Source organism: Synechococcus sp. WC101 (assembly GCF_047461555.1).
Taxonomy (GTDB): Bacteria; Cyanobacteriota; Cyanobacteriia; order Thermostichales; family Thermostichaceae; genus Thermostichus.
In genome coordinates, this window is the sequence record NZ_JANSHG010000036.1 from 1 (window position 1) to 17,091 (window position 17,091).

Sequence of the window (17,091 nt, forward strand, 5' to 3'; positions counted from 1 at the left end):
AGTCAGGAAGAGGTTGTTTGAGCTATGAAACTATATCAACGACCCCCATCATGGGTAAGCGACTAAAGTGGCTAGCGCGCTTTTCCGGCGCGCACTCAAGTGCGGGGCTAGCAAGCTATCCTCTTGTGTTTGCCTTTGCCGGTATTTGGGAGCGCTGGCGCAGCCCACAAGGGGTGGAGATAGAAACTTGCGCCATCCTCAACACGCCGGCCATGATGGAGCCTTTCCACGAGCGGATGCCGGCCATTTTGACGGAAAACGACTACGACCTCTGGCTGGATCCACGGGTGCGGGATCCCAAGCTGCTGTTGCCCCTGCTCCGCCCCTACCCGGCAGAGGCCATGGCCGCCTACCCCGTCAGCACCCATGTGAACAACCCGCGCCACGAGGATCCCACGTGTCGTGCTCCCATCGGAGAAGCTGGGCAGGGATCCAACCTCAGCGAGCCCGCTGGTAGCGCATCCCCGGCAGTTGCACCAGCCAGCCTTCCAGTTCCATAAGCAGCAGGGTGCTGGAGAGGGTGGCAATGTCCATCTGGGTGGCCTGGACCAGGGCGTCGAGGCTGAGGATTTCGTTGCCCAGGAGCTGCCAGAGAAGCTGCTGCTGGGGATCGCTGGGGCCGAAGGAGGGGGGCTGTTCTGGGGGAGGGGATCCCTGAACCAAATCCAGCTCTTGGAGCAGCTCCTCAATCCCCAGGATCATGCCGGCGCCGTTGCGGATGAGCTGCAGACAGCCGCGGGCCGCCGCTGTGTCGATATTCCCCGGTAGGGCGTACACTTCCCGACCGTAGTGGTTGGCCAGGTGGGCGGTAATCAGCGCCCCCGAGCGCTCTGGGGCCTCCATCACCAAGGTGGCGCGGCAGAGGCCGGCGATGATGCGGTTGCGCTGGGGAAAGTGCTCCTTGGCCGGCGGCGTGCCGGGAGGATATTCGCTGAGGACGGCTCCTTGCTCCAAGATGCGCCGGTAGAGGGAGCGATGGTGGGCGGGGTAAACCTGATCCACCCCCGTTCCCACCACGGCCACTGTCTTGCCGCCTGCCTCTAGGCAGGCCTGGTGGGCAATGCCGTCGATCCCGGTGGCCAGCCCCGAGACCACCACACAGCCGGCTTCTGCCAGGGCGGCACTAACTTTCTGAGTCCAGAGCCGACCGTAGGAGGTGGGGGCGCGGGTGCCGACAACAGCAATGGCCGGCTGCTGCCAATCGGGGCATTCCCCTAAGACATAGAGAAGGGGCGGCGGATCCGGCAGCTCCCACAGCAGCGGCGGATAGCCGGGATCCGCCGGGGTTAGGAAAGGGATCCCAGGCTTTTGGGTCTGCTCCAGGATCTCCTCAGGATCGAGGCCAGGCCGGGCAGAGACAATTGCCTGGGCCAAGGTAGGGCCGATGCCTTCTACCTGCTGCAGGTCCAGGGCGTCCGCCTGCCAGGCCTGCTTCAGGGATCCAAAAAACTCCGCCAGCCGTTTGAGCCGGTGCGGGCCGATGCCCTTAATCTGCGCCCAAGCCAGCCAGTAGGGCCGCTCTTGTTCGCCGCGGCAGGATCCCGGCCTGCCGGCGTTGTCAGCGGGGGAGGAAGGAAAAAGCAATTTCAAGTCTCTGGATCATCGAAAAGGGGAATCTCGGCGGCTGGCTGCCTCGACCCTGCCGCGGGGCTAATACCAGGTTAATCGAGCCATCCTGCTTTAAAATGAAGTCCCGCTGAAGATGCACCTGCACAGCAGGAGGTCGGAGGATGCTCGAACAGGATCCCGCCGCTGGCCTTTTGCGCTTTGGGCGGCTGCGGCAAGCTTGGGTGTGGGGGATCTATCCCCTGCTGTGGCTATTGACCTGGGTGGGCGTGCGCTCCGCCCAGCCGCAGCTATTGGGGATCCCGGCTTGGTACTGGGGGGCGGGGTTGGCCATGTTGCTGCTGGTGCCCTTGAACCTCTACATTGTGCGCGTTTGCTGGCCTAGAGATGGGTGACACGGTTTTGAGTTTGGGTGTGGTTGGGGTGTACCTGCTGCTGTTGGCGGCCATTGGCTGGTGGAGCTACCGCCACAGCGGCCAGGATCCCGTGAGCTATTTCTTGGCGGGGCGGGGGCTGGGATCCCTGGCCTTGACCTTGACCACGCTGGCGACGCTGCTGAGCGCCTTTACTTTCCTCGGCGTGCCGGCAGATGCCTACACCCACGGCCTGGGGATCTTTCTGGGGGTGGGGGTCACCACCGCCTTGATTTCGGGGCTGTTTTTTTGGATAGGCTACCGCGTGTGGCTGGCAGCTCGGCACTTCGGCTTTATTACCCCTTCCGAGTTTTTTGGCCACCGCTTCAACAGCCCTCTCCTGGCCCTGCTCTATTGCCTGAGCGCCCTGACGTTTACCGCCCCCTACATCAGCATCCAGATCATTGGCGGAGCCCGCACCCTGGCCGCTGTTTTGGGAGAAGGGATCCCCTATTGGCCTCTGGCGGTGGTAGTGGCCTTGGTGATCTTGGCCTATGTCCTCTTTGGCGGATCCCAGGCGGTGGTCTGGACGGACGTGGTGCAGGGGATCATCTTGGTTTTGGGGATGGTGGTGGCTTTTGTGGCAGTGGCTTTGAGGTGGGGCCAGGAGGCTGGCAGCCTGTTGGATCCCTGGCTGAGCTTGCCCGGCCCGCAGGGGCGCTGGAGCTGGCAAACGCTGCTTGGCAACCAGCTGCTGTTTTTCATGGCCACGCCCCTTTTTCCCCAGTTTTTCCAGCGCTTCTACATGGCCAAAAGTGCCCGTCCCTTCCAGACTCTGATGGTGGTCTGGCCGCTGCTCATTCTGCTGGTGTTTTTCCCGGCAGCCCTCATTGGCGTCTGGGGCCGGCTGGCTTTTCCTAACCTGCAGCAGCCGGACCAGATCATGCCGCTGATGTTGCAGAGCTTGCCCAGCGGCGTGGCGGCAGTGGTGATTACAGCCGCGCTGGCGGCTTTGATGTCCACGGCGGACTCGCAACTGCTCACGGCCAGCTCCCTAGTGACGCGGGATCTGGTGGTCACCTTCCTCAAGCGCCCGCTTTCCCCGCACCAGGAGGAGCTGTTGGGCCGCTGGGTGGTGCTGGGGATTGGGCTGGTCTCCTTTGCCATTGCCGTCAGGCCGCCGGGGCTGATTGCCCAGATTGCCACCTGGAGCTTCCAGGGCAACGCCATGCTCTTTCCCGTCTTGATCGCCGGCCTGTACTGGAAGCGGGCGACTCGCGCCGGGGCCGTGGCCGGAGCTTTGGTCTCCAGCGGCCTCACCTTGGGCTGGCTGTCGGGCCTGTTGCCCAAAGGCTGGACGGGCGGCTGGCTGCCGGTCATCCCGGCGGTGGTCGCCGGCACAGCCGTGCTGGTGGTGGTCAGCCTGCTAACCCAGCCCGACCGGGAGAGGGTGGCCGCCTACTATGAGAACGGCCCTTGGGCGGAGGAAGGGATCCCGGAATCTTCAGTTGTCTCGACCTAGATGGCGGCCCTCACCCCCAGCCCCTCTCCCTCAGGGAGAGGAGAGATGCTGCGGCGCTGCTCAGCTTCTGCCGGCAGCCAACCTCTTGAGAACAAGGAAGGTGCCGACTAGGAAGAACAGGCCCATCAAGCCGGCCAGCGGGTTGCCGCCGATGCCGGTGAGCCACTCTGGCGCTTTGCCGGTGTATTCGATCCAAGCCAAGTTGTTGACCCAGGTGATGCCCCACACCCAGCCGGCGTGCAGCCCCAGGCTGAGTCCTAGCTTGTTTTGGTTCCACACCTTGGCCTGGGCCAGCAGCAAGCCCATCAGCCATAGCCCCGGAAACTGGGGCCAGGTGGCGAGAATCTCCGCCAGCGGCTTTAAGAAATGGGCCAAAGCAAAGAGAAGGCTGGATCCCCACAGAGCGCTTGTCCAGCCGTAGTCCAAGGCCATCTCCTGCAGCAGCCAACCGCGGAACAACAGCTCTTCCGCCAGCGCCACCGCCAGGCCCACCCCTAACCCCAGCAAGCCATAGCCGAGCAGGGATCCCCCTGCCACCGGCTGCCAGCTCAGCCAGCCCAGGGCACCCTCTAGGCCAAAGAGCAGAAAAAGCCCGCCAACACCCATCCCCAGGCCCCAGAGGATCCCAGCCCGGCAGGCCCAACTCTTGTCTAAGCCATAGGCGGCAAACCCGGATCCCCACAGCCACAGCCAAAGGAGCAGCAGGGCATACAGCGGCAGCCAGAGGTACTCTCGCCCAAAGAAAAACCCCCCTAGGCCGACCCACGGCAGCCAGGCCAAAAGGGGGATCCCCAAAAACAGCAACAGGCGCAGCGGAAATGGAAAAGCTTTTAGTCTGGCAATCTGCAGGCCCACCCAACCCGCTCCTAGTTAGCGTTCCGGCTCGATCGAGCTGGTGAGGCCGTGCTGGCGCAACTGCTCGCAGTAAAACTCCGCATGCTCCCGCGGCACCACGATGACCACAGCAACGCCGTTGTTGTGGGCTTCCAGCATGATTTCGGTGGCTTGCGGCGGCAGCATCGATGGGATCACCTTCACCAGCACCTGCACCACGTACTCCATGGTGTTGACATCGTCGTTGTGCAGCAACACCCGGTACATGGGCATGTGCTTCGGGGTTACAGAAGGCTTAACCAGAGTCTCCGTAGCCACGACGATCCCTCCTTGGGTCAACAAGAGGTTCTAGAACGCAAAACCGGAAAACAGAGCCAAAAAGCAAAAAACCTTAATGGAATTTTAGCCTTCTCAGCAAGGGTTGTGAAAAGCCGGCGCACGGAGGTCGGCGTTCTTAAACAGAAGCTAACCCAGTTTTCACCGGCCCACAACCTCAGTTTGGGCGCAAAAATGCTTGACTGAGGGCGGTTGGCCGTTGTTGCGGATCCCTTTACATTTGCCTGCGTCGCCGAGGTTAGCTGTATGAGTTCCCTGCGTTCCCGTCGCTTTTTCCTGCAGTTGCTGATGTTTGGCGGTGGGGCAGCTGCCCTGGCCGCCTGTGGGGGCAACTCCAGTTCTTCCATCCCGCCGCTGGGAGAGCCCGGATTTCCCCAAGGGGTGTTTGCCGGGGATCCCACCGCTGAGGGGGCGGTGCTTTCCACGCGGGTGGTGCCGGCTAGCAGCGTGGATACGGTGGCGGTGACGCTGCAGGTGGCGGAAAATGCCGAGTTCAGCCCCATTCTGCAGCAGGTTTCGCTGACTGCCCGCCGCGTGGCCGGTCGCAACTACCGCACCGAGCCGGGCGACTACATTGCCCGGGCCGTCGTTACCGGCCTGAGGCCGGCGCAGCGCTATTTCTACCGTTTTGTCAGCGAGGGGCTTACCAGCCCTGTGGGCCAGTTCCGCACCCTGCCGGCTGCGGGCGATGGGCGGCCCATCCGCTTCTTGCACATTAGCTGCGCCAATGAGCCTCCTTTTCCCATTGGGGCAGCCCTATTGGCCGAGGTTAACCGCGGCGATATCGATTTCATCTCCTTCAACGGCGACACCGTTTACGCGGATCGCTTTTGGCTGGGGCTGGATCCCATCGGCAACCTGGAGTTTTACCGCAGCCTCTATCGGGATCAGCGGGATCCCAAGTATGCCGGGCCGGAGTTCCCGCAACTGTTCAGTCGTACCTCCTTTGTCGTCAACTGGGATGACCACGAGGTAATCGACAACTACAGCGGCCAGAAGGCCCGCGGCGGCCGCGCCGTCCAGCTCAACGACACCACCGGGCAAACCCGCGATGTGGAAGATTTCAGGGTGCTGGGCTACCAGGCCTTTTTTGAGTACAACCCCATCACCCCCAACTTGACGGATGTGCCGGGGGTAGATAGCCGGGATCGGCTGTTTCGCAGCTTCCGCTACGGCGCCAACGCCGAAGTCTTCATCCTCGACCTGCGCCAGTACCGCGACTTGGCTGCCGTGACCCCGATCCTGCCCATCTTGCCCCCTGGCCTGACTCGTCAGCGCTTTTTGGAGCTGGCCGGCATCCGCCTCACGCCCGAGCAGGAGACCCTTTTCTTTGGCCCGCCGGGATCCGAGCAAGCCCTGTTTAACCTGCTGCGCCGCACGCCGCGCACCCTCTTGGGAGAGCCGCAGAAGCAGTGGCTGTTCAACGGCCTGCGCAACTCCACTGCCACCTACAAGTTCATCGTCAGCGAGTTTCCCATCACAGTGACCTATTTCCGCTCCAACGACGTGTGGGAGGGCTATTGGCTGGAGCGGCAGGAGGTGATCGACTTTATCGAGCGCAACAACATCCGCAACGTGGTGTTCTTGACGGGCAACAACCACGCCGGCTTTATCGGCCAGGTCAACCCCGGCAGCAGCAACCCCATTTGGGAAGTATGGACTGGCCCCACCGGGCGCAGCGTTACGGCTTTAAGTATCGACGAGGAGGGAAATCGCCTTGGGATCCCCAACGCCAGCCGCCTCTACTACCGGATTCTGAATGGCTTTCTCGCCCCTGTGAACCCTGCCAATCCAGAGGTGAGCGGGATCCCTGGCGTCACGACGGGCAACCTGCGCTTTTTGGAGCTGGCGGTGCCCAACTACAACGTCATCGAAGTCTCCGGCAGCCGCTGCACCATTCAGATCAAAGGCCCCACCGGCAGTGTTCTGACCGATCCCCTGGGACGCCGCGGAGAACTGATTCTGCCCCAGTGAGGAGCTAGACAGCTCCGGCCTAGAAAAATAGAGGGCTTTAGGCAGATTTTATCCACCCTACTCTGATCGAAATCAAGGGATCCCCGCTCTGGTCGGGATCCCTTTTTTGTAACTCTTTTTTGCGATTTTCAACATGGGATCCTTAACGTGATCTGGATCATTCGAGAGAAACAGAGTTGGCTGCTAGAGTGTGGGTGTTGAGGTGGATCCCTGTAGCCAAATCCATTCTTTCTCCGTTCTTCAGTAAGGAGGGCATTCCTATGGCTTCGGTGCGGGGCTGGTTGATGGCAAGCCTGATAGGGGCAGCCGCGGTTGTCGGGGGTGCTGCCGCCTGGGCTCAGAGCCGTAGTTTATGGCTTTTTCATGGACAATCGACAGTAGTTACAGGCTACTTCTACCAAGGTGAAAACATCTGGGCGCAGTGTGATCGGGATTGCTTCGATGTGGATCTGGTGCTTTACGATGCCAGTGGTCAAGTGGTGGCTACAGACGAACTCCTGGACGATTTCCCCATCGTGCAAGCACCCTACGAGGGAAACTTTGCCGTTAAGGTGATTATGGCTAGCTGTCTCCACCCGCGTGGTTGCGCTGTGATTGTAGATTCGGACTACAGCTTCTAAAGGGGCGCCGGCTGTCCTTAACTTCGTCCCCACGGCTTGGAAAGCCAAGTCAGCAGCCTAGCCTGCTTTCTGGGTGGCTTCTTGCACTTTGGCGTGGGTAAACTTGCTTATGCCATGGACGGTCTTCTCCCAGTAGAAGGGCTTGGTAAAAAGCTGCCACAGGGCCATATAGGCTGCAATGGAGTGGAGCTGCCAATAGATGGGGTTGAGCAGGGCATAGAAGGCCAGATCGTAGTAGCCGCGTCGGAAGACAGCCACCAAGTTCAAGTAGATCCCGATGGCATTTCCTACCAGGAGGTTGAACAAGCCTAGGTAGATCAGCCAACTGGGGAAAATGTTTTGCAGCCAATGAGCACGGGTGAGCAGCCAATAGAAAAAGAGCAGCCACATAATGGGGCTGGTGAGGAAGGTCAAGAAGCTGCCCCCTATGAAAAACTGGTAGGCCAGCCAGTTTTTAAGGCCCAGTTTGCGCAACGAGCGCAGGGGGTGGCGGTTGTGGACTAGCCAAGTCTGCATGTAGCCCTTGATCCAGCGGGAGCGCTGCCGGATCCAGTTTTTAACGGCACAGTTGGCCTCTTCGTAGGTGGTGGAGTTGATCACCCCCACCGTGTAGCCGTGCTGGCTAGCGCGGATGCCTAGATCGGCGTCTTCGGTAACGTTAAAGGGATCCCATCCCTGCAATTCCCGCAGGCGGTCAGTGCGGAAATGGTTGCTCGTGCCTCCCAGGGGGATGGGCATTTTCAGAGTTTCCAAGCCTGGCAGGAGGTAGTCAAACCAGTAGGAATACTCCAGCGTAAACATGCGGGTGAGGAAGTTCTCGTTGCGGTTGAAGTAATTGAGAGCAGCCTGGACGCAGACCAAGCTGGGATCCCCTTTCTGGAAGGCGATGACCGCTTTTTTGAGTTGATCTGGGTCAGGAATATCTTCAGCGTCGTAGATGGTGAGATATTCGCCACGGGCAAAGGCCAGGCCGTAGTTGCAGGCTTTGGGTTTGGTCTTGGGCTTGCTATCCGGTACCAGCAGCAGGCGCACGTAGCGGGGGGGCTTGGCAGCCCGGGCCGCCTCAATGGTGGCGCGGTCGTTTTCTTCTAGCAAGATGAGCACATCTAAGCGCTCATGGGGGTAATCCAGCTTAGAGAGAGACTTGATCAAAATCGGCATTACTTCCGGCTCTTTGTAGACCGGCACCAGGATGGTGTAGATGGGCAAGGTGCGGTCATCGAGGGCGGCCACTTCTTCATCGGTAATCTGGTGGAAGCGATCGGCGGATCCCACTAGGCTGAGCAGCAGTTTGAACAGGATCGAAGCGACGTAAAAAAGATTGATCAGCAGCACCAAAATGGTCAGAGTCGTCCAGGGAGCAGTGGCCAACCCCAATAGAAATAGCAGCAGCAGGCCGTAGCCCACTGCAATCTGAGAAGGAGTAAACACCCGCGAGGCCGATTCCTCCGGCAGGCGGGCCATGAGCTTGTACACAGCTTCTTGGCTCAGCTTAGGTCCTTGATCCTGGCTGAGAAGCTGCGTGATATCCTGCTCGGTGCCCAGAACTTTTTCAATACGCAAGCCTGGCCGCCAAGCGTAGAGGATCTCATCCACCGCCCAGTCCAGGGGGTCATTCACCATCACCATCAGAGCATTTTCATCTGCCCAGGCTAGGGGGTAGAACAGGTGGCGCATCATCAGCTCAGGATCAAACTGTTGGCTCAGATTCTCCTCCCGATGAAGCAGCCCTGTCCCTATCAACTTAGACACTGTCGGATACCCTAACAACTGAGTGAGAATGCTCAGGTACTCCGGCGTGGAAAGGTAGCTGAGCCGGGTCAGCACCTGCCCCAGGCTGGAGCCGGTGCGGCGGCGGATCTCCAAAGCCTGCTGCCACTGCTCTAAGGTAAGACGGCTGCCCAGCAGCTCGGCGGCCAGCTTGCGTTCAATGAGGGCGGTCAGAATCTGTTTTTCGGTGGCCGGGATCTCCCACATCCGATCGGCTTCGGGGCAGAGGCGCTTGACATTTTGCCAGACAATGGGATGGCCCGGCTCCTCGGTAGCAACCACTACGGTTCGCGGGTCGAGCCAGCCACAGGGCAGAAAGCGCACCGGCACCAGATCGATAGGCTCGATCAGCCAAGGCAGCTCTAGGTCGAGGGGATGCCCGAGCAACCAGCTCCTCAGCTTGGGCCGCTCCAAGATCTGACAGCAGAGGCGAGCAAACTGACGGGGGTGCATTGCCCTCAAGCTCCAGAGGGCCCGCGGCAGGGAACAATCAGCTTGTTTTTGATAGCGATAAGCCTTTGCCAACTGCTCCTGGGTTAGACAGCCTGTGCGCACCAACCAGTATTCGATCAGCGTTAACATAAGCTCAAAATCAGGTTAATTCTAGGCGAATCTTAGGTTCTCGCTTGGCTTAAGAGGGGGTTGGCGGCTCAGGTCGCCGGGCCAAGCGTCGATAGGTGTCCCATGCCCCCACAGCCAGCAGGATGGCCAGCAAAAGCACCAGCCAAAAGCGGTACTGCCACAAAAGGAGCTGCCAGTTGAGGCGACCGCGGTAGCGCACTCGATAGCCTGCCGGCGTGAGATCCCAGCTCTGTACTTGGGTGAGATCGGGGGCAGCGGCATAGGCGGTGAGCACGTTTCCCTGTAGCTGGTTGGCCAGGCGGGTGCGCGGATCGGCAAGGCCGCGGCTGAGGCGCTCTGCCAAAGCCGGGTCAGATCCCCACCAGGAAAGCCAAAGGTTCGGCTTACCTTTCAGGAGAAAGTACTGCAAAAGGCCGAGGTTTTCTTGAGGCTGAGCGGCCAAGGCCACCTGCTGGTTGAGGGGATTGATGATTTCAAACTGGGATCCCAGCCGGATGGGGCTATTAAGCTCCACCTGATCTGGCCCAGCCACGATCACCTGCCAGGCAAAGTTCCCCGTCTCCAGGTTGGCTTCCTCTTTGGGCAAAACCTCAAGGGTGGGCAGCAGGGGTCGGGCAGCCAGCCGGCTGAGGGCACCGACCAGGTAGGCGGCAGCCGGCAGCAGTTGGGGATCCCCCAGCCCAACCCGTCCGGATCCCTGCAGCACCGCCGGGATCTCCTGCAGCTCGCCGCTAGGGGCTTGGTAGCCGCTCCAGAGAAGGCCAGAGCTATCGGAACGCACTTGCAAAGTCAGCGGGGTCAGGGATCCCTGGCAATTACCGGGGCTGGCGCCATAGTCAAAGCGGAGCTCCAGTTGATTAAAGCGGCGCAGCAGGCGGGTGGGCAGGATTACGGTCTCGTTGAGCTGGGTGCGCCCGGTTAGGTTGTAGGTGCGCAACAGAACGCCATTCAAGAACACGTAGCCGGTGAGACGATCCCCCACTCGGCCATCGACCGGGTTCATGATCACATCCAGTTGCGCCGCCAGATCCCGCGGCCGCCCCCCCAATTGGGACAGGTTGAAGTTGAAGACCAAAGACTGGCTGCCAAACCCCCGCAACATGGGATCCACGATCCCCAGCTCTCGCAGGCTGAGGCGGTTGGCCCTGAGCGCTCTCTCCAGATCCGCCACCCTTGTCACCTGGATGCCGCGGCTGACCAGCCCCGCCCGCTTCCATTCTTCATAGAGAGCAAGAATAGCTTCCCGGCGGGCGGCCACTCGCAGGCGGGATCCCTCTGGAGTAACCTGATGCTGCAAGTGGGGGGTGAAGTCCGCCGGCTCCAAGATCACCTGTGGCCCTTGCGCCGGACGATTGCTCCACAGGATGGGCGTTTGCGGAAACAGGTGAGAAAGGAGGCTGTACAGCCACAGAGCTGCTTCCGCCGTCTCAGAGGAAGGATTGGCCGGCACTACCAAAGTAACCTGAGGGTACAGCCGGCCCAGAAAACCGGCCACCGTGGCATCAGGAACGAGGGGCGCCAGCTCAAAGAAACTATCCCGCCCTACCGTCAGCAGCAAATTGCCGGTATTCAAGTCGGCGCAAATATCGTCGCTGATGCTCAGGAAAGGCTGCACCGACAAGGTGATAAAGCGCTCGCCAGCGGCCAAGCTGGGGATGGGCACCCGCACCACCGGCTCCTGCCGCAGGTCCCGCACCAGAAAAAGGCCCATTAGCTCCTCGTTGATCAGCACCCGCACCGTGGACGTGGGCTTGAGCACCGGCGAGGGATCCAGGCGCAACTGCACAAAGCTGGCCTCGGGGTCAAGGCCGTTGAGGGGGGCAGGGACAGTAACATCCAGGCGCGGGTTGGATCCCTGCAGCAGCACCGAGCGGTCGTAGCCCAACCTTTGCAGAGAGATGGTTTCCGCTGCCTGGGCAGCCGTCGGCCCGCAACACCAAAGCAAACCGGCAATCCACAAAGCCCACTGCCTTGCCTTCTGCGTCACCTTGACCCCCTCTTGTTGATCCCCAACTTGTTTAAGGCAGGCAAGCCCCTTGGCCTACCTGACCCAGGTTTGCCCGACATGCAGAAATCTGTAAGCTTTCGGGGTCTGTACGCACAAATCGTGGATTCGGATGCCCAGGGGATCCCTTTACTGGCGGGCGTAGTCGTCCTCAAAGCGCACGATGTCGTCCTCGCCCAGGTATTCCCCGTTTTGCACCTCGATCAACACCAAGGGAAGGGTGCCGGGGTTTTCCAGGCGGTGCTTGGTGCAGGGGGGAATGTAGGTGGATTCGTTGGAGTTGAGCAGCATTACCTCCTCGCCCCGGGTGACGCGCGCCGTACCCCGAACCACGATCCAGTGCTCGCTGCGGTGGTAGTGCATCTGCAGGCTGAGGCGATGGCCGGGCTTGACCTCGATGCGCTTGATCTTATACATCGGGCCTTCATCCAAGACGCAGAAGGAGCCCCAGGGGCGGGTCTCAGCCTGGGAGGGCAAAAGCTCCAGCGCCGGAATTGCCGCGTCGTTCATGTCCCGCACAGACTGTAGCATTGAGGTCACACCTTGTTCCAGTTCAAAGACTTCCCTATCTTCACCTGCAGCCCGGCCACTGTTCATCGACCATCTTGCTGAACCCAATACGCCAAAATGCGTAGAAAAAACGCCTCAAAAAAGGGAAAACTAGTCTAGCTTTGTAGGGATCCCAAAACACGTCCATCGATCCCAAATAGTTTTTCTGAAACTTGTTGGCATTAAGTCACTCCTTGGGATTCGATGAGGTGTTCAAGTCTCCTAGAACTAATTGTGAAGTTTAGCTAAGTTTGTTCGTGAAGCATCTATGTTTGCAACTCAGCTTAAAGCCTTCTGGAGGCTCGTTGCGCCGGTAGGGATCCCCTTGCTGCTCCTGGCTGGTCTCTTGTGGGGGCTGAAGGAAGGCTGGGGCTGGGTGAGCCTGGAGATGCAGTTTCTTGGCTACAAGGGATCCGTAGCCGCCCTGGGGCCGGATCCGCGCCTGCCCATTGTGGGCACCACTTTTCCCCCTTCCCTGGTGCTGGCCACGGCCATTTTGGGGCGCTCGCCGCTGTTGTTGCAGGCCATTTTGGGATCCCTGCTGGTGGGCTGGGTGGGGCAGCAGTTGCGCCGTCTGCCCGCCGGCCTGGGATGGCGCTGGCTGTGGGGTTTGTTGATGGTGGTGCAGCCGACTTTGATCTTGATGCTGCTGCGCAGCCCTGTTTGGACAGCCACAGCAGGGTTGGTGGGGGTGAACATGGCCCTGCTGTTTCCCTTGAGTAAAGAGGAGCAGGCCAGGGCAGAGACTGGGGCGGATTCTGGCGAGCTGCCCGTTGCGCTGCGGCTGCTGCTCATTGGGCTGGCGCTGGGGCCCCTGATGGTGTTGCGCTGGGAAAATGTCTGGCTGCTGCCCTGGCTGGCAGGAGTGCTGCTGGTGGCTTTTCGCCAACAGTCCTGGGGATTTCGCTGGACCTCGCTGCTGGTGGCCGGGTTTATCAGCCTGGCCTTGATCCTGAGCTGGCTGTATGTCAACTGGCTGGCAGTAGGGGATCCCTGGGCTTTTACCTACCAGGTGGGCAGCGGCCTGCGCCTGCCGCAGTTGCGAGAAGACCTGCAGCAGGCCGGCGGCTGGCGGGGGCTGGTGGAGCTGGGGAAGTGGCTGGCGGTGCTGGCCCCTGCCTATCTCCTGTTGGGGATGGGATCCCTGCTGGGCCGCCGGGTGTGGGCTTTGATCTGGGGGATGCCGCTGGTGGTCCTCTTGGCTTCGCTGGGGCAGGGGCTGTTTCTGCCGGAGCTGAGCCGCTTTGGCCTTTTGTGGGTGCCGCTGCCGTTGCTGATGAGGGCCTATCTCTGCCGCGGAGCCGGCCCCGGCTGGGCCAAGCGTCTGCTGATCACGGCCCTCTTGGGGCTGAACTGCTTGACCGGTGGCTATGGGGTAAGCCAAGAGCCGGGGTTTTTGGCCCCGCTGGTGGCAGAAGAGCGGGATCTCTGGGAGCGGCTGGTGGCAGGGGTGGCGCCCCTCAGCCGCGAGTTGGAAGCTGCCCAGGAGCTGTATGAAGTCACCTCTAGCGGGCAAGCTCTAGAAGCCTGGCGCCGGCAGCGGCAGGAGAAGCGTCGGGTGGGTCAATACCTTCGCCGCCACCTCTTGCCCGGCGAGAAGGTGCTGGTGGACGACGACATCCACTTTGAGGCTATCTTTTGGGCAAGGGATCCCCGCTCTTTCCTTACTCCTCACCAGTACGAGTTTGCCCTGGCCCTTCAGCATCCCCAGGAAAGGGTGGACTACCTCTTGGTAGCGGGGCTGGCGGATCCCTTGCGGAGCGCCGATCGCATCCTGCAATTTTGGCCTGAGCTCAATTTTGAGGGGCTGCCGGGCTTCAGGGAGGTTTATAGCTCCCCCCAAGTGCGGCTGTGGGCCCGCCAGGCAGAGCCTCGGGAGGAAACGGGATGATCTGGAGACGGCAATGGCGGCGACGACAGGTGCTGCAGATGGGCGGAGCGCTGCTGGCCGGCTATGGGATGGGCGGCTGCGGTCAAGCACTTTTGGGGCCGCAAGGGAACCGCAGCTCGGAAAATAGCGAGCCTGGAAGCCTGAGCTTGGCCGAGCTGCTGGCCCGCTGGGAGGTGGGCATTGGCGAGGATCCCGGTCGCTTCCTCTGGGAAATCGAGTCGGATCCGCAGGTGGCGGCAGTGGCGCAGGGGTGGGATCCCCATTTCCTGAGCGGCTGGCTGAACAGCTTTGATCACCGCCAGGGGGATCTCTCCTTCTGGCGCAACTGGCACCAGGCGGGGCTTTTGCGGCAGTGGTTTGAGCGGGGCTACAGCCTGCACATCATCACCTGGGAAGACGACACCAACCGCCCCTGCGGCGACTACCACATCTCGCCGCAGTTTGTCCAGGACGTGGCCGAGCTGGCCGGGTATGTTGCTCAAGCCAATCCCCAAGGCCGCCCCACCTACTGGAGCCTGGCCACCGAGTTTTCCTACTGGCGCATCCCCGCCGATGCCTACAATGCCGACACCGCCCCCTACTACCGCGCCCTCATGGACAACGTCTTGCGGGCTCGCCAGGCCATCAAGGAGCGTCTGCCAGAGGCCGAGGTGGCCCTCTGCTGGGGCGGCTGGATTGCCACCTTCGACGACCCACGCCGCGGGGCAGGCCGCAGCATGGTGGCGCCTTTTGCCGAGACGATGAGCCAGATGGACGGGATCGCCTTCCAGTCGATGCGCCAGCGGCGGCCGGGGGAGTTTAACCCGGAGCTGAACGGCCCGGATCCGGGCAACCCGGAGCAGATCCGTCTCTGCTGCCGCCTCTTTGCCCCCATCCACCGCAACTTGATGCTGGCCCACTACGAGCCCTCGATTAAGGACAAACATCCCAACGGCGGCCGGGCCGACACCGTCCAGGTGGATTTTGAGATCATGAGCCGGCCCGACTGGCTGCAGGAGGTGTCGCAACTGGGGCTGCGGCGCCTGTCCCTGATGCACTACGGCCTCTACAAAGGGGATCCCTATGGAGCGCTGACGGCAGCGGGGCAATTTCGGGCCCGCGTGGGTTTGCCGGCTGTGGCCCAGGGGGTGTAGGGAAAGCCCTGTGGGCGACGGCCCAAAGCGGCCTTCTGCCGATACAATCCCCCTCGGCGGCGCTGCTGTTGCCGGGAAAAGAAGAGAGGGATCCCTAGATGAAGCCTTTTGCAATTACCAGAAGCTGGCTGCTGGCCCTGGGTCTTGCCCTGGGGGGGTGGGAGCTGCCGGCCTGGGCGGGCTGTGGCTTTCCGCGCGGGGCAGGTCAGACGTTTTTTTCCCTCCAGCCCGAGGTGTACCAACCCCGCACCCGCTTTGACCAGGGGGGACGCCTGCAGCAGGCCCCTTCAGAGTACGGCGAGACCCGCCTCAACCTGTTTGCCGAAACCGGCCTCAGCGATCGCCTCACCCTCAACCTCAACACCAGCTATGTTTTCCTGGAAAACCGCTTCGCCAGCGGCGACCAGCTCGTGACCCAGCGCAACCAGGGCCTGCGGGATCTGGAGCTGGGCCTGCGCCACACCTGGGGAGAGGGGGATCCCTTTTTCTCGGCGCAATTGACGGCCCTGATCCCGCCGGGATATGCCACCCAGAACACCTCCCTGCCCCTGGGCTATGGGGTTTTCGGCTACGACTTCAGCTTGGGAGCGGCGGCTAATGTCGAGCTGGGATCCCTGCCCGCCTTTTTCGACTCCTGTCTGACGTTGCGGGATTACCTGGGCTATCCGGGCGACCGCCTCAAGGCCAATTTGACCCTTGGAGCGGATCTCAGCCCTGAGGTGCAGGCCATTGTGGCCCTGGATGGCGACTTCACCCTCGGCAACGGCGCCCCCCTGCTCTTTGGGGATCTGGCGGTGCAGGATCCCGACTACGACAACCTCAAGCTTTCCGGCCAGCTCAACTGGCGCCTAGAGGGGGGGCTGACCCTGGGGTTGGGCGGGTTTCAGTTTTTGACGGGCCGCAACACCAATGCCGGCGGCGGCTTCACCGGCTATGTGTGGCTAAGTTACTAAAACCCAACAAAATGTTGCGGGATATCCACCTCGGCAACAGGGATCCCCAGAGCCAGATCTAGGATGAGTCTTGGCAAACCTTGGCCTGGAGAACGGATCCCATGCCTCGCTTTGAGAACATCATTGCCGCCATCGACGGCAGCGGCCCCACCGAGCAGATGCTGCACACGCTGCTGTCTCTGCCGGCCTTTGCCCAGTGCCACGTGACCCTGCTGCATGCGGTGCCTTCCCAGACCTCTGCCGAGGAGATGCGAGCTGCCTGGCAAAAGGGGCAGGAGCTGCTGGCCAAAACCCTGCAGAGTTTTCCCGCCCAGCCCGGCGTCAAAATCACCACCCAACTGGTGGAAGGGGATCCCAAGGTGGTGGTGCTGCAGGTGGCCGAGTCCCTGCCCGATCCCCTGATCGTGATGGGATCGCGGGGGCGCAACCGCCTCATGGCCATTTTGCAGAACTCGGTCAGCCAATACGTGTTCCAGCTCGCCTCCTGCCCCATGCTGCTGGTCAAAGACGACGCCTACGTCAAATACCCCAGCCACGTCATGGTGGCCCTCAACAACTCCCCCGCCGCCCAGGCCGCCTTTGCCACGGCCCTGGATCTAGTGGCCGGCATCCCGGGAGCCCAGATTTTCCTAGCCTCTGTGCAACTGGATGCCGATGCCCAAGCTCGGGACGAAACCCTAGACCGGGCAATCGCTACCCTCAAAAGTCACCAAATTGGCCACCGAGTGTTAACTGCCGTCGGGGATCCCGGCACTGAGATTGTCCGGCTGGCAGAAGAAAGCAAGGCCGACCTGCTGGTGATGGGATCCCCAGATCGCCGGCCCAGCATTGCCCGCAGTATCCCCGACTTGGATCGGCTCTTGGGACGATCTGTCTCCGACTACGTGCGGGTGCATATCGGCTGCCCAGTGCTGATGGTGCGGTCTGCTCAAGACTAGAGACTGGTCACTCCCTAAGGCAGGATAGAACGGCGCTCCGTCACGCGGTCGCTTTGCTGCTGGCG

At 61.3% G+C, this 17,091-nt stretch carries 15 protein-coding genes; 9 read left to right on the forward strand and 6 right to left on the reverse strand.

The window, feature by feature from the left end; all coding sequences use genetic code 11:
- Nucleotides 1-125: 125 nt before the first annotated feature.
- Complete coding sequence (locus NW809_RS04075) at nucleotides 126-500, forward strand: SOS response-associated peptidase family protein (RefSeq protein WP_240531061.1); 375 nt, start codon at nucleotides 126-128, stop codon at nucleotides 498-500.
- On the opposite strand, the gene dprA is transcribed toward NW809_RS04075, so the two are convergent.
- Entirely contained in the window at nucleotides 439-1,590 is a 1,152-nt protein-coding gene (dprA, locus tag NW809_RS04080; RefSeq protein ID WP_414401578.1) for a DNA-processing protein DprA, read from the reverse strand. The genes NW809_RS04075 and dprA overlap by 62 nt on opposite strands.
- 140 nt (nucleotides 1,591-1,730) lie before the next feature.
- Between dprA and NW809_RS04085 the strand changes: the two genes are divergently transcribed.
- Both NW809_RS04085 and NW809_RS04090 read left to right on the forward strand, forming a co-directional pair.
- The gene (locus NW809_RS04085; protein WP_011431304.1) at nucleotides 1,731-1,961 is read left to right on the forward strand and encodes a hypothetical protein; all 231 of its coding nucleotides are present in this window, start codon (nucleotides 1,731-1,733) and stop codon (nucleotides 1,959-1,961) included.
- Nucleotides 1,954-3,441, forward strand: coding sequence for a sodium:solute symporter family protein (locus NW809_RS04090; protein ID WP_414401579.1), 1,488 nt, complete (start codon nucleotides 1,954-1,956; stop codon nucleotides 3,439-3,441). The genes NW809_RS04085 and NW809_RS04090 overlap by 8 nt, the downstream gene beginning before the upstream one ends.
- Nucleotides 3,442-3,501: 60 nt before the next feature.
- Here the strand turns inward: NW809_RS04090 and NW809_RS04095 are convergent, their stop codons facing one another.
- Both NW809_RS04095 and clpS read right to left on the reverse strand, forming a co-directional pair.
- Entirely contained in the window at nucleotides 3,502-4,296 is a 795-nt protein-coding gene (locus tag NW809_RS04095) for a CPBP family intramembrane glutamic endopeptidase (RefSeq protein WP_011431301.1), read from the reverse strand.
- 15 nt (nucleotides 4,297-4,311) lie between these two features.
- Nucleotides 4,312-4,593: an ATP-dependent Clp protease adapter ClpS gene (gene clpS, locus NW809_RS04100; protein ID WP_011431300.1), complete on the reverse strand. Its 282-nt coding sequence runs from the start codon at nucleotides 4,591-4,593 to the stop codon at nucleotides 4,312-4,314.
- 264 nt (nucleotides 4,594-4,857) lie between these two features.
- Between clpS and NW809_RS04105 the strand changes: the two genes are divergently transcribed.
- Nucleotides 4,858-6,585, forward strand: a complete 1,728-nt coding sequence (locus NW809_RS04105; protein WP_414401580.1) for an alkaline phosphatase D family protein — start codon at nucleotides 4,858-4,860, stop codon at nucleotides 6,583-6,585.
- Nucleotides 6,586-6,845: 260 nt separating this feature from the next.
- The gene (locus NW809_RS04110; RefSeq protein ID WP_414401581.1) at nucleotides 6,846-7,205 is read left to right on the forward strand and encodes a hypothetical protein; all 360 of its coding nucleotides are present in this window, start codon (nucleotides 6,846-6,848) and stop codon (nucleotides 7,203-7,205) included.
- A 57-nt stretch (nucleotides 7,206-7,262) separates the two neighbouring features.
- Here NW809_RS04110 and NW809_RS04115 read toward each other — a convergent pair whose 3' ends face one another.
- From NW809_RS04115 to NW809_RS04125, 3 genes are all read right to left on the reverse strand, one after another.
- Nucleotides 7,263-9,557 carry a glycosyltransferase family 2 protein gene (locus NW809_RS04115; protein ID WP_414401582.1) on the reverse strand — a complete coding sequence of 765 codons (2,295 nt, stop codon included), beginning with the start codon at nucleotides 9,555-9,557 and terminating at the stop codon, nucleotides 7,263-7,265.
- A gap of 49 nt (nucleotides 9,558-9,606) precedes the next feature.
- Nucleotides 9,607-11,544 (reverse strand): cellulose biosynthesis cyclic di-GMP-binding regulatory protein BcsB, encoded by a 1,938-nt coding sequence (locus NW809_RS04120; RefSeq protein WP_414401583.1) that lies wholly within the window; start codon nucleotides 11,542-11,544, stop codon nucleotides 9,607-9,609.
- A gap of 147 nt (nucleotides 11,545-11,691) precedes the next feature.
- A complete protein-coding gene (locus NW809_RS04125; protein WP_414401588.1) occupies nucleotides 11,692-12,072 on the reverse strand; it encodes a cupin domain-containing protein in 381 nt (126 codons plus the stop codon).
- A gap of 307 nt (nucleotides 12,073-12,379) precedes the next feature.
- On the opposite strand from NW809_RS04125, the gene NW809_RS04130 reads away from it, so the two are divergent.
- The 4 genes from NW809_RS04130 to NW809_RS04145 all read left to right on the forward strand — a co-directional run bounded on the left by NW809_RS04130 (nucleotide 12,380) and on the right by NW809_RS04145 (nucleotide 17,026).
- Nucleotides 12,380-14,002, forward strand: coding sequence for a hypothetical protein (locus tag NW809_RS04130; RefSeq protein ID WP_414401584.1), 1,623 nt, complete (start codon nucleotides 12,380-12,382; stop codon nucleotides 14,000-14,002).
- Nucleotides 13,999-15,135, forward strand: a complete 1,137-nt coding sequence (locus tag NW809_RS04135) for a hypothetical protein (RefSeq protein WP_414401585.1) — start codon at nucleotides 13,999-14,001, stop codon at nucleotides 15,133-15,135. The genes NW809_RS04130 and NW809_RS04135 overlap by 4 nt, the downstream gene beginning before the upstream one ends.
- A gap of 98 nt (nucleotides 15,136-15,233) precedes the next feature.
- On the forward strand, nucleotides 15,234-16,088 hold the full coding sequence (locus tag NW809_RS04140) for a hypothetical protein (RefSeq protein ID WP_414401586.1): 855 nt from the start codon (nucleotides 15,234-15,236) through the stop codon (nucleotides 16,086-16,088).
- Between the two features lie 101 nt (nucleotides 16,089-16,189).
- The gene (locus tag NW809_RS04145; RefSeq protein WP_414401587.1) at nucleotides 16,190-17,026 is read left to right on the forward strand and encodes a universal stress protein; all 837 of its coding nucleotides are present in this window, start codon (nucleotides 16,190-16,192) and stop codon (nucleotides 17,024-17,026) included.
- Nucleotides 17,027-17,091: the final 65 nt, after the last annotated feature.

What these genes read in the sequence shown, in the direction of transcription:
- NW809_RS04090 (WP_414401579.1), top strand. Translation starts at nt 1,954, where the DNA reads ATGGGTGACACGGTTTTGAGTTTGGGTGTGGTTGGGGTGTACCTGCTG.
- NW809_RS04115 (WP_414401582.1), bottom strand. Translation starts at nt 9,557, where the DNA reads ATGTTAACGCTGATCGAATACTGGTTGGTGCGCACAGGCTGTCTAACC.
- NW809_RS04140 (WP_414401586.1), top strand. Translation starts at nt 15,234, where the DNA reads ATGAAGCCTTTTGCAATTACCAGAAGCTGGCTGCTGGCCCTGGGTCTT.
- NW809_RS04085 (WP_011431304.1), top strand. Translation starts at nt 1,731, where the DNA reads ATGCTCGAACAGGATCCCGCCGCTGGCCTTTTGCGCTTTGGGCGGCTG.
- NW809_RS04105 (WP_414401580.1), top strand. Translation starts at nt 4,858, where the DNA reads ATGAGTTCCCTGCGTTCCCGTCGCTTTTTCCTGCAGTTGCTGATGTTT.
- NW809_RS04110 (WP_414401581.1), top strand. Translation starts at nt 6,846, where the DNA reads ATGGCTTCGGTGCGGGGCTGGTTGATGGCAAGCCTGATAGGGGCAGCC.
- NW809_RS04125 (WP_414401588.1), bottom strand. Translation starts at nt 12,072, where the DNA reads ATGAACGACGCGGCAATTCCGGCGCTGGAGCTTTTGCCCTCCCAGGCT.
- NW809_RS04145 (WP_414401587.1), top strand. Translation starts at nt 16,190, where the DNA reads ATGCCTCGCTTTGAGAACATCATTGCCGCCATCGACGGCAGCGGCCCC.
- NW809_RS04135 (WP_414401585.1), top strand. Translation starts at nt 13,999, where the DNA reads ATGATCTGGAGACGGCAATGGCGGCGACGACAGGTGCTGCAGATGGGC.
- NW809_RS04130 (WP_414401584.1), top strand. Translation starts at nt 12,380, where the DNA reads ATGTTTGCAACTCAGCTTAAAGCCTTCTGGAGGCTCGTTGCGCCGGTA.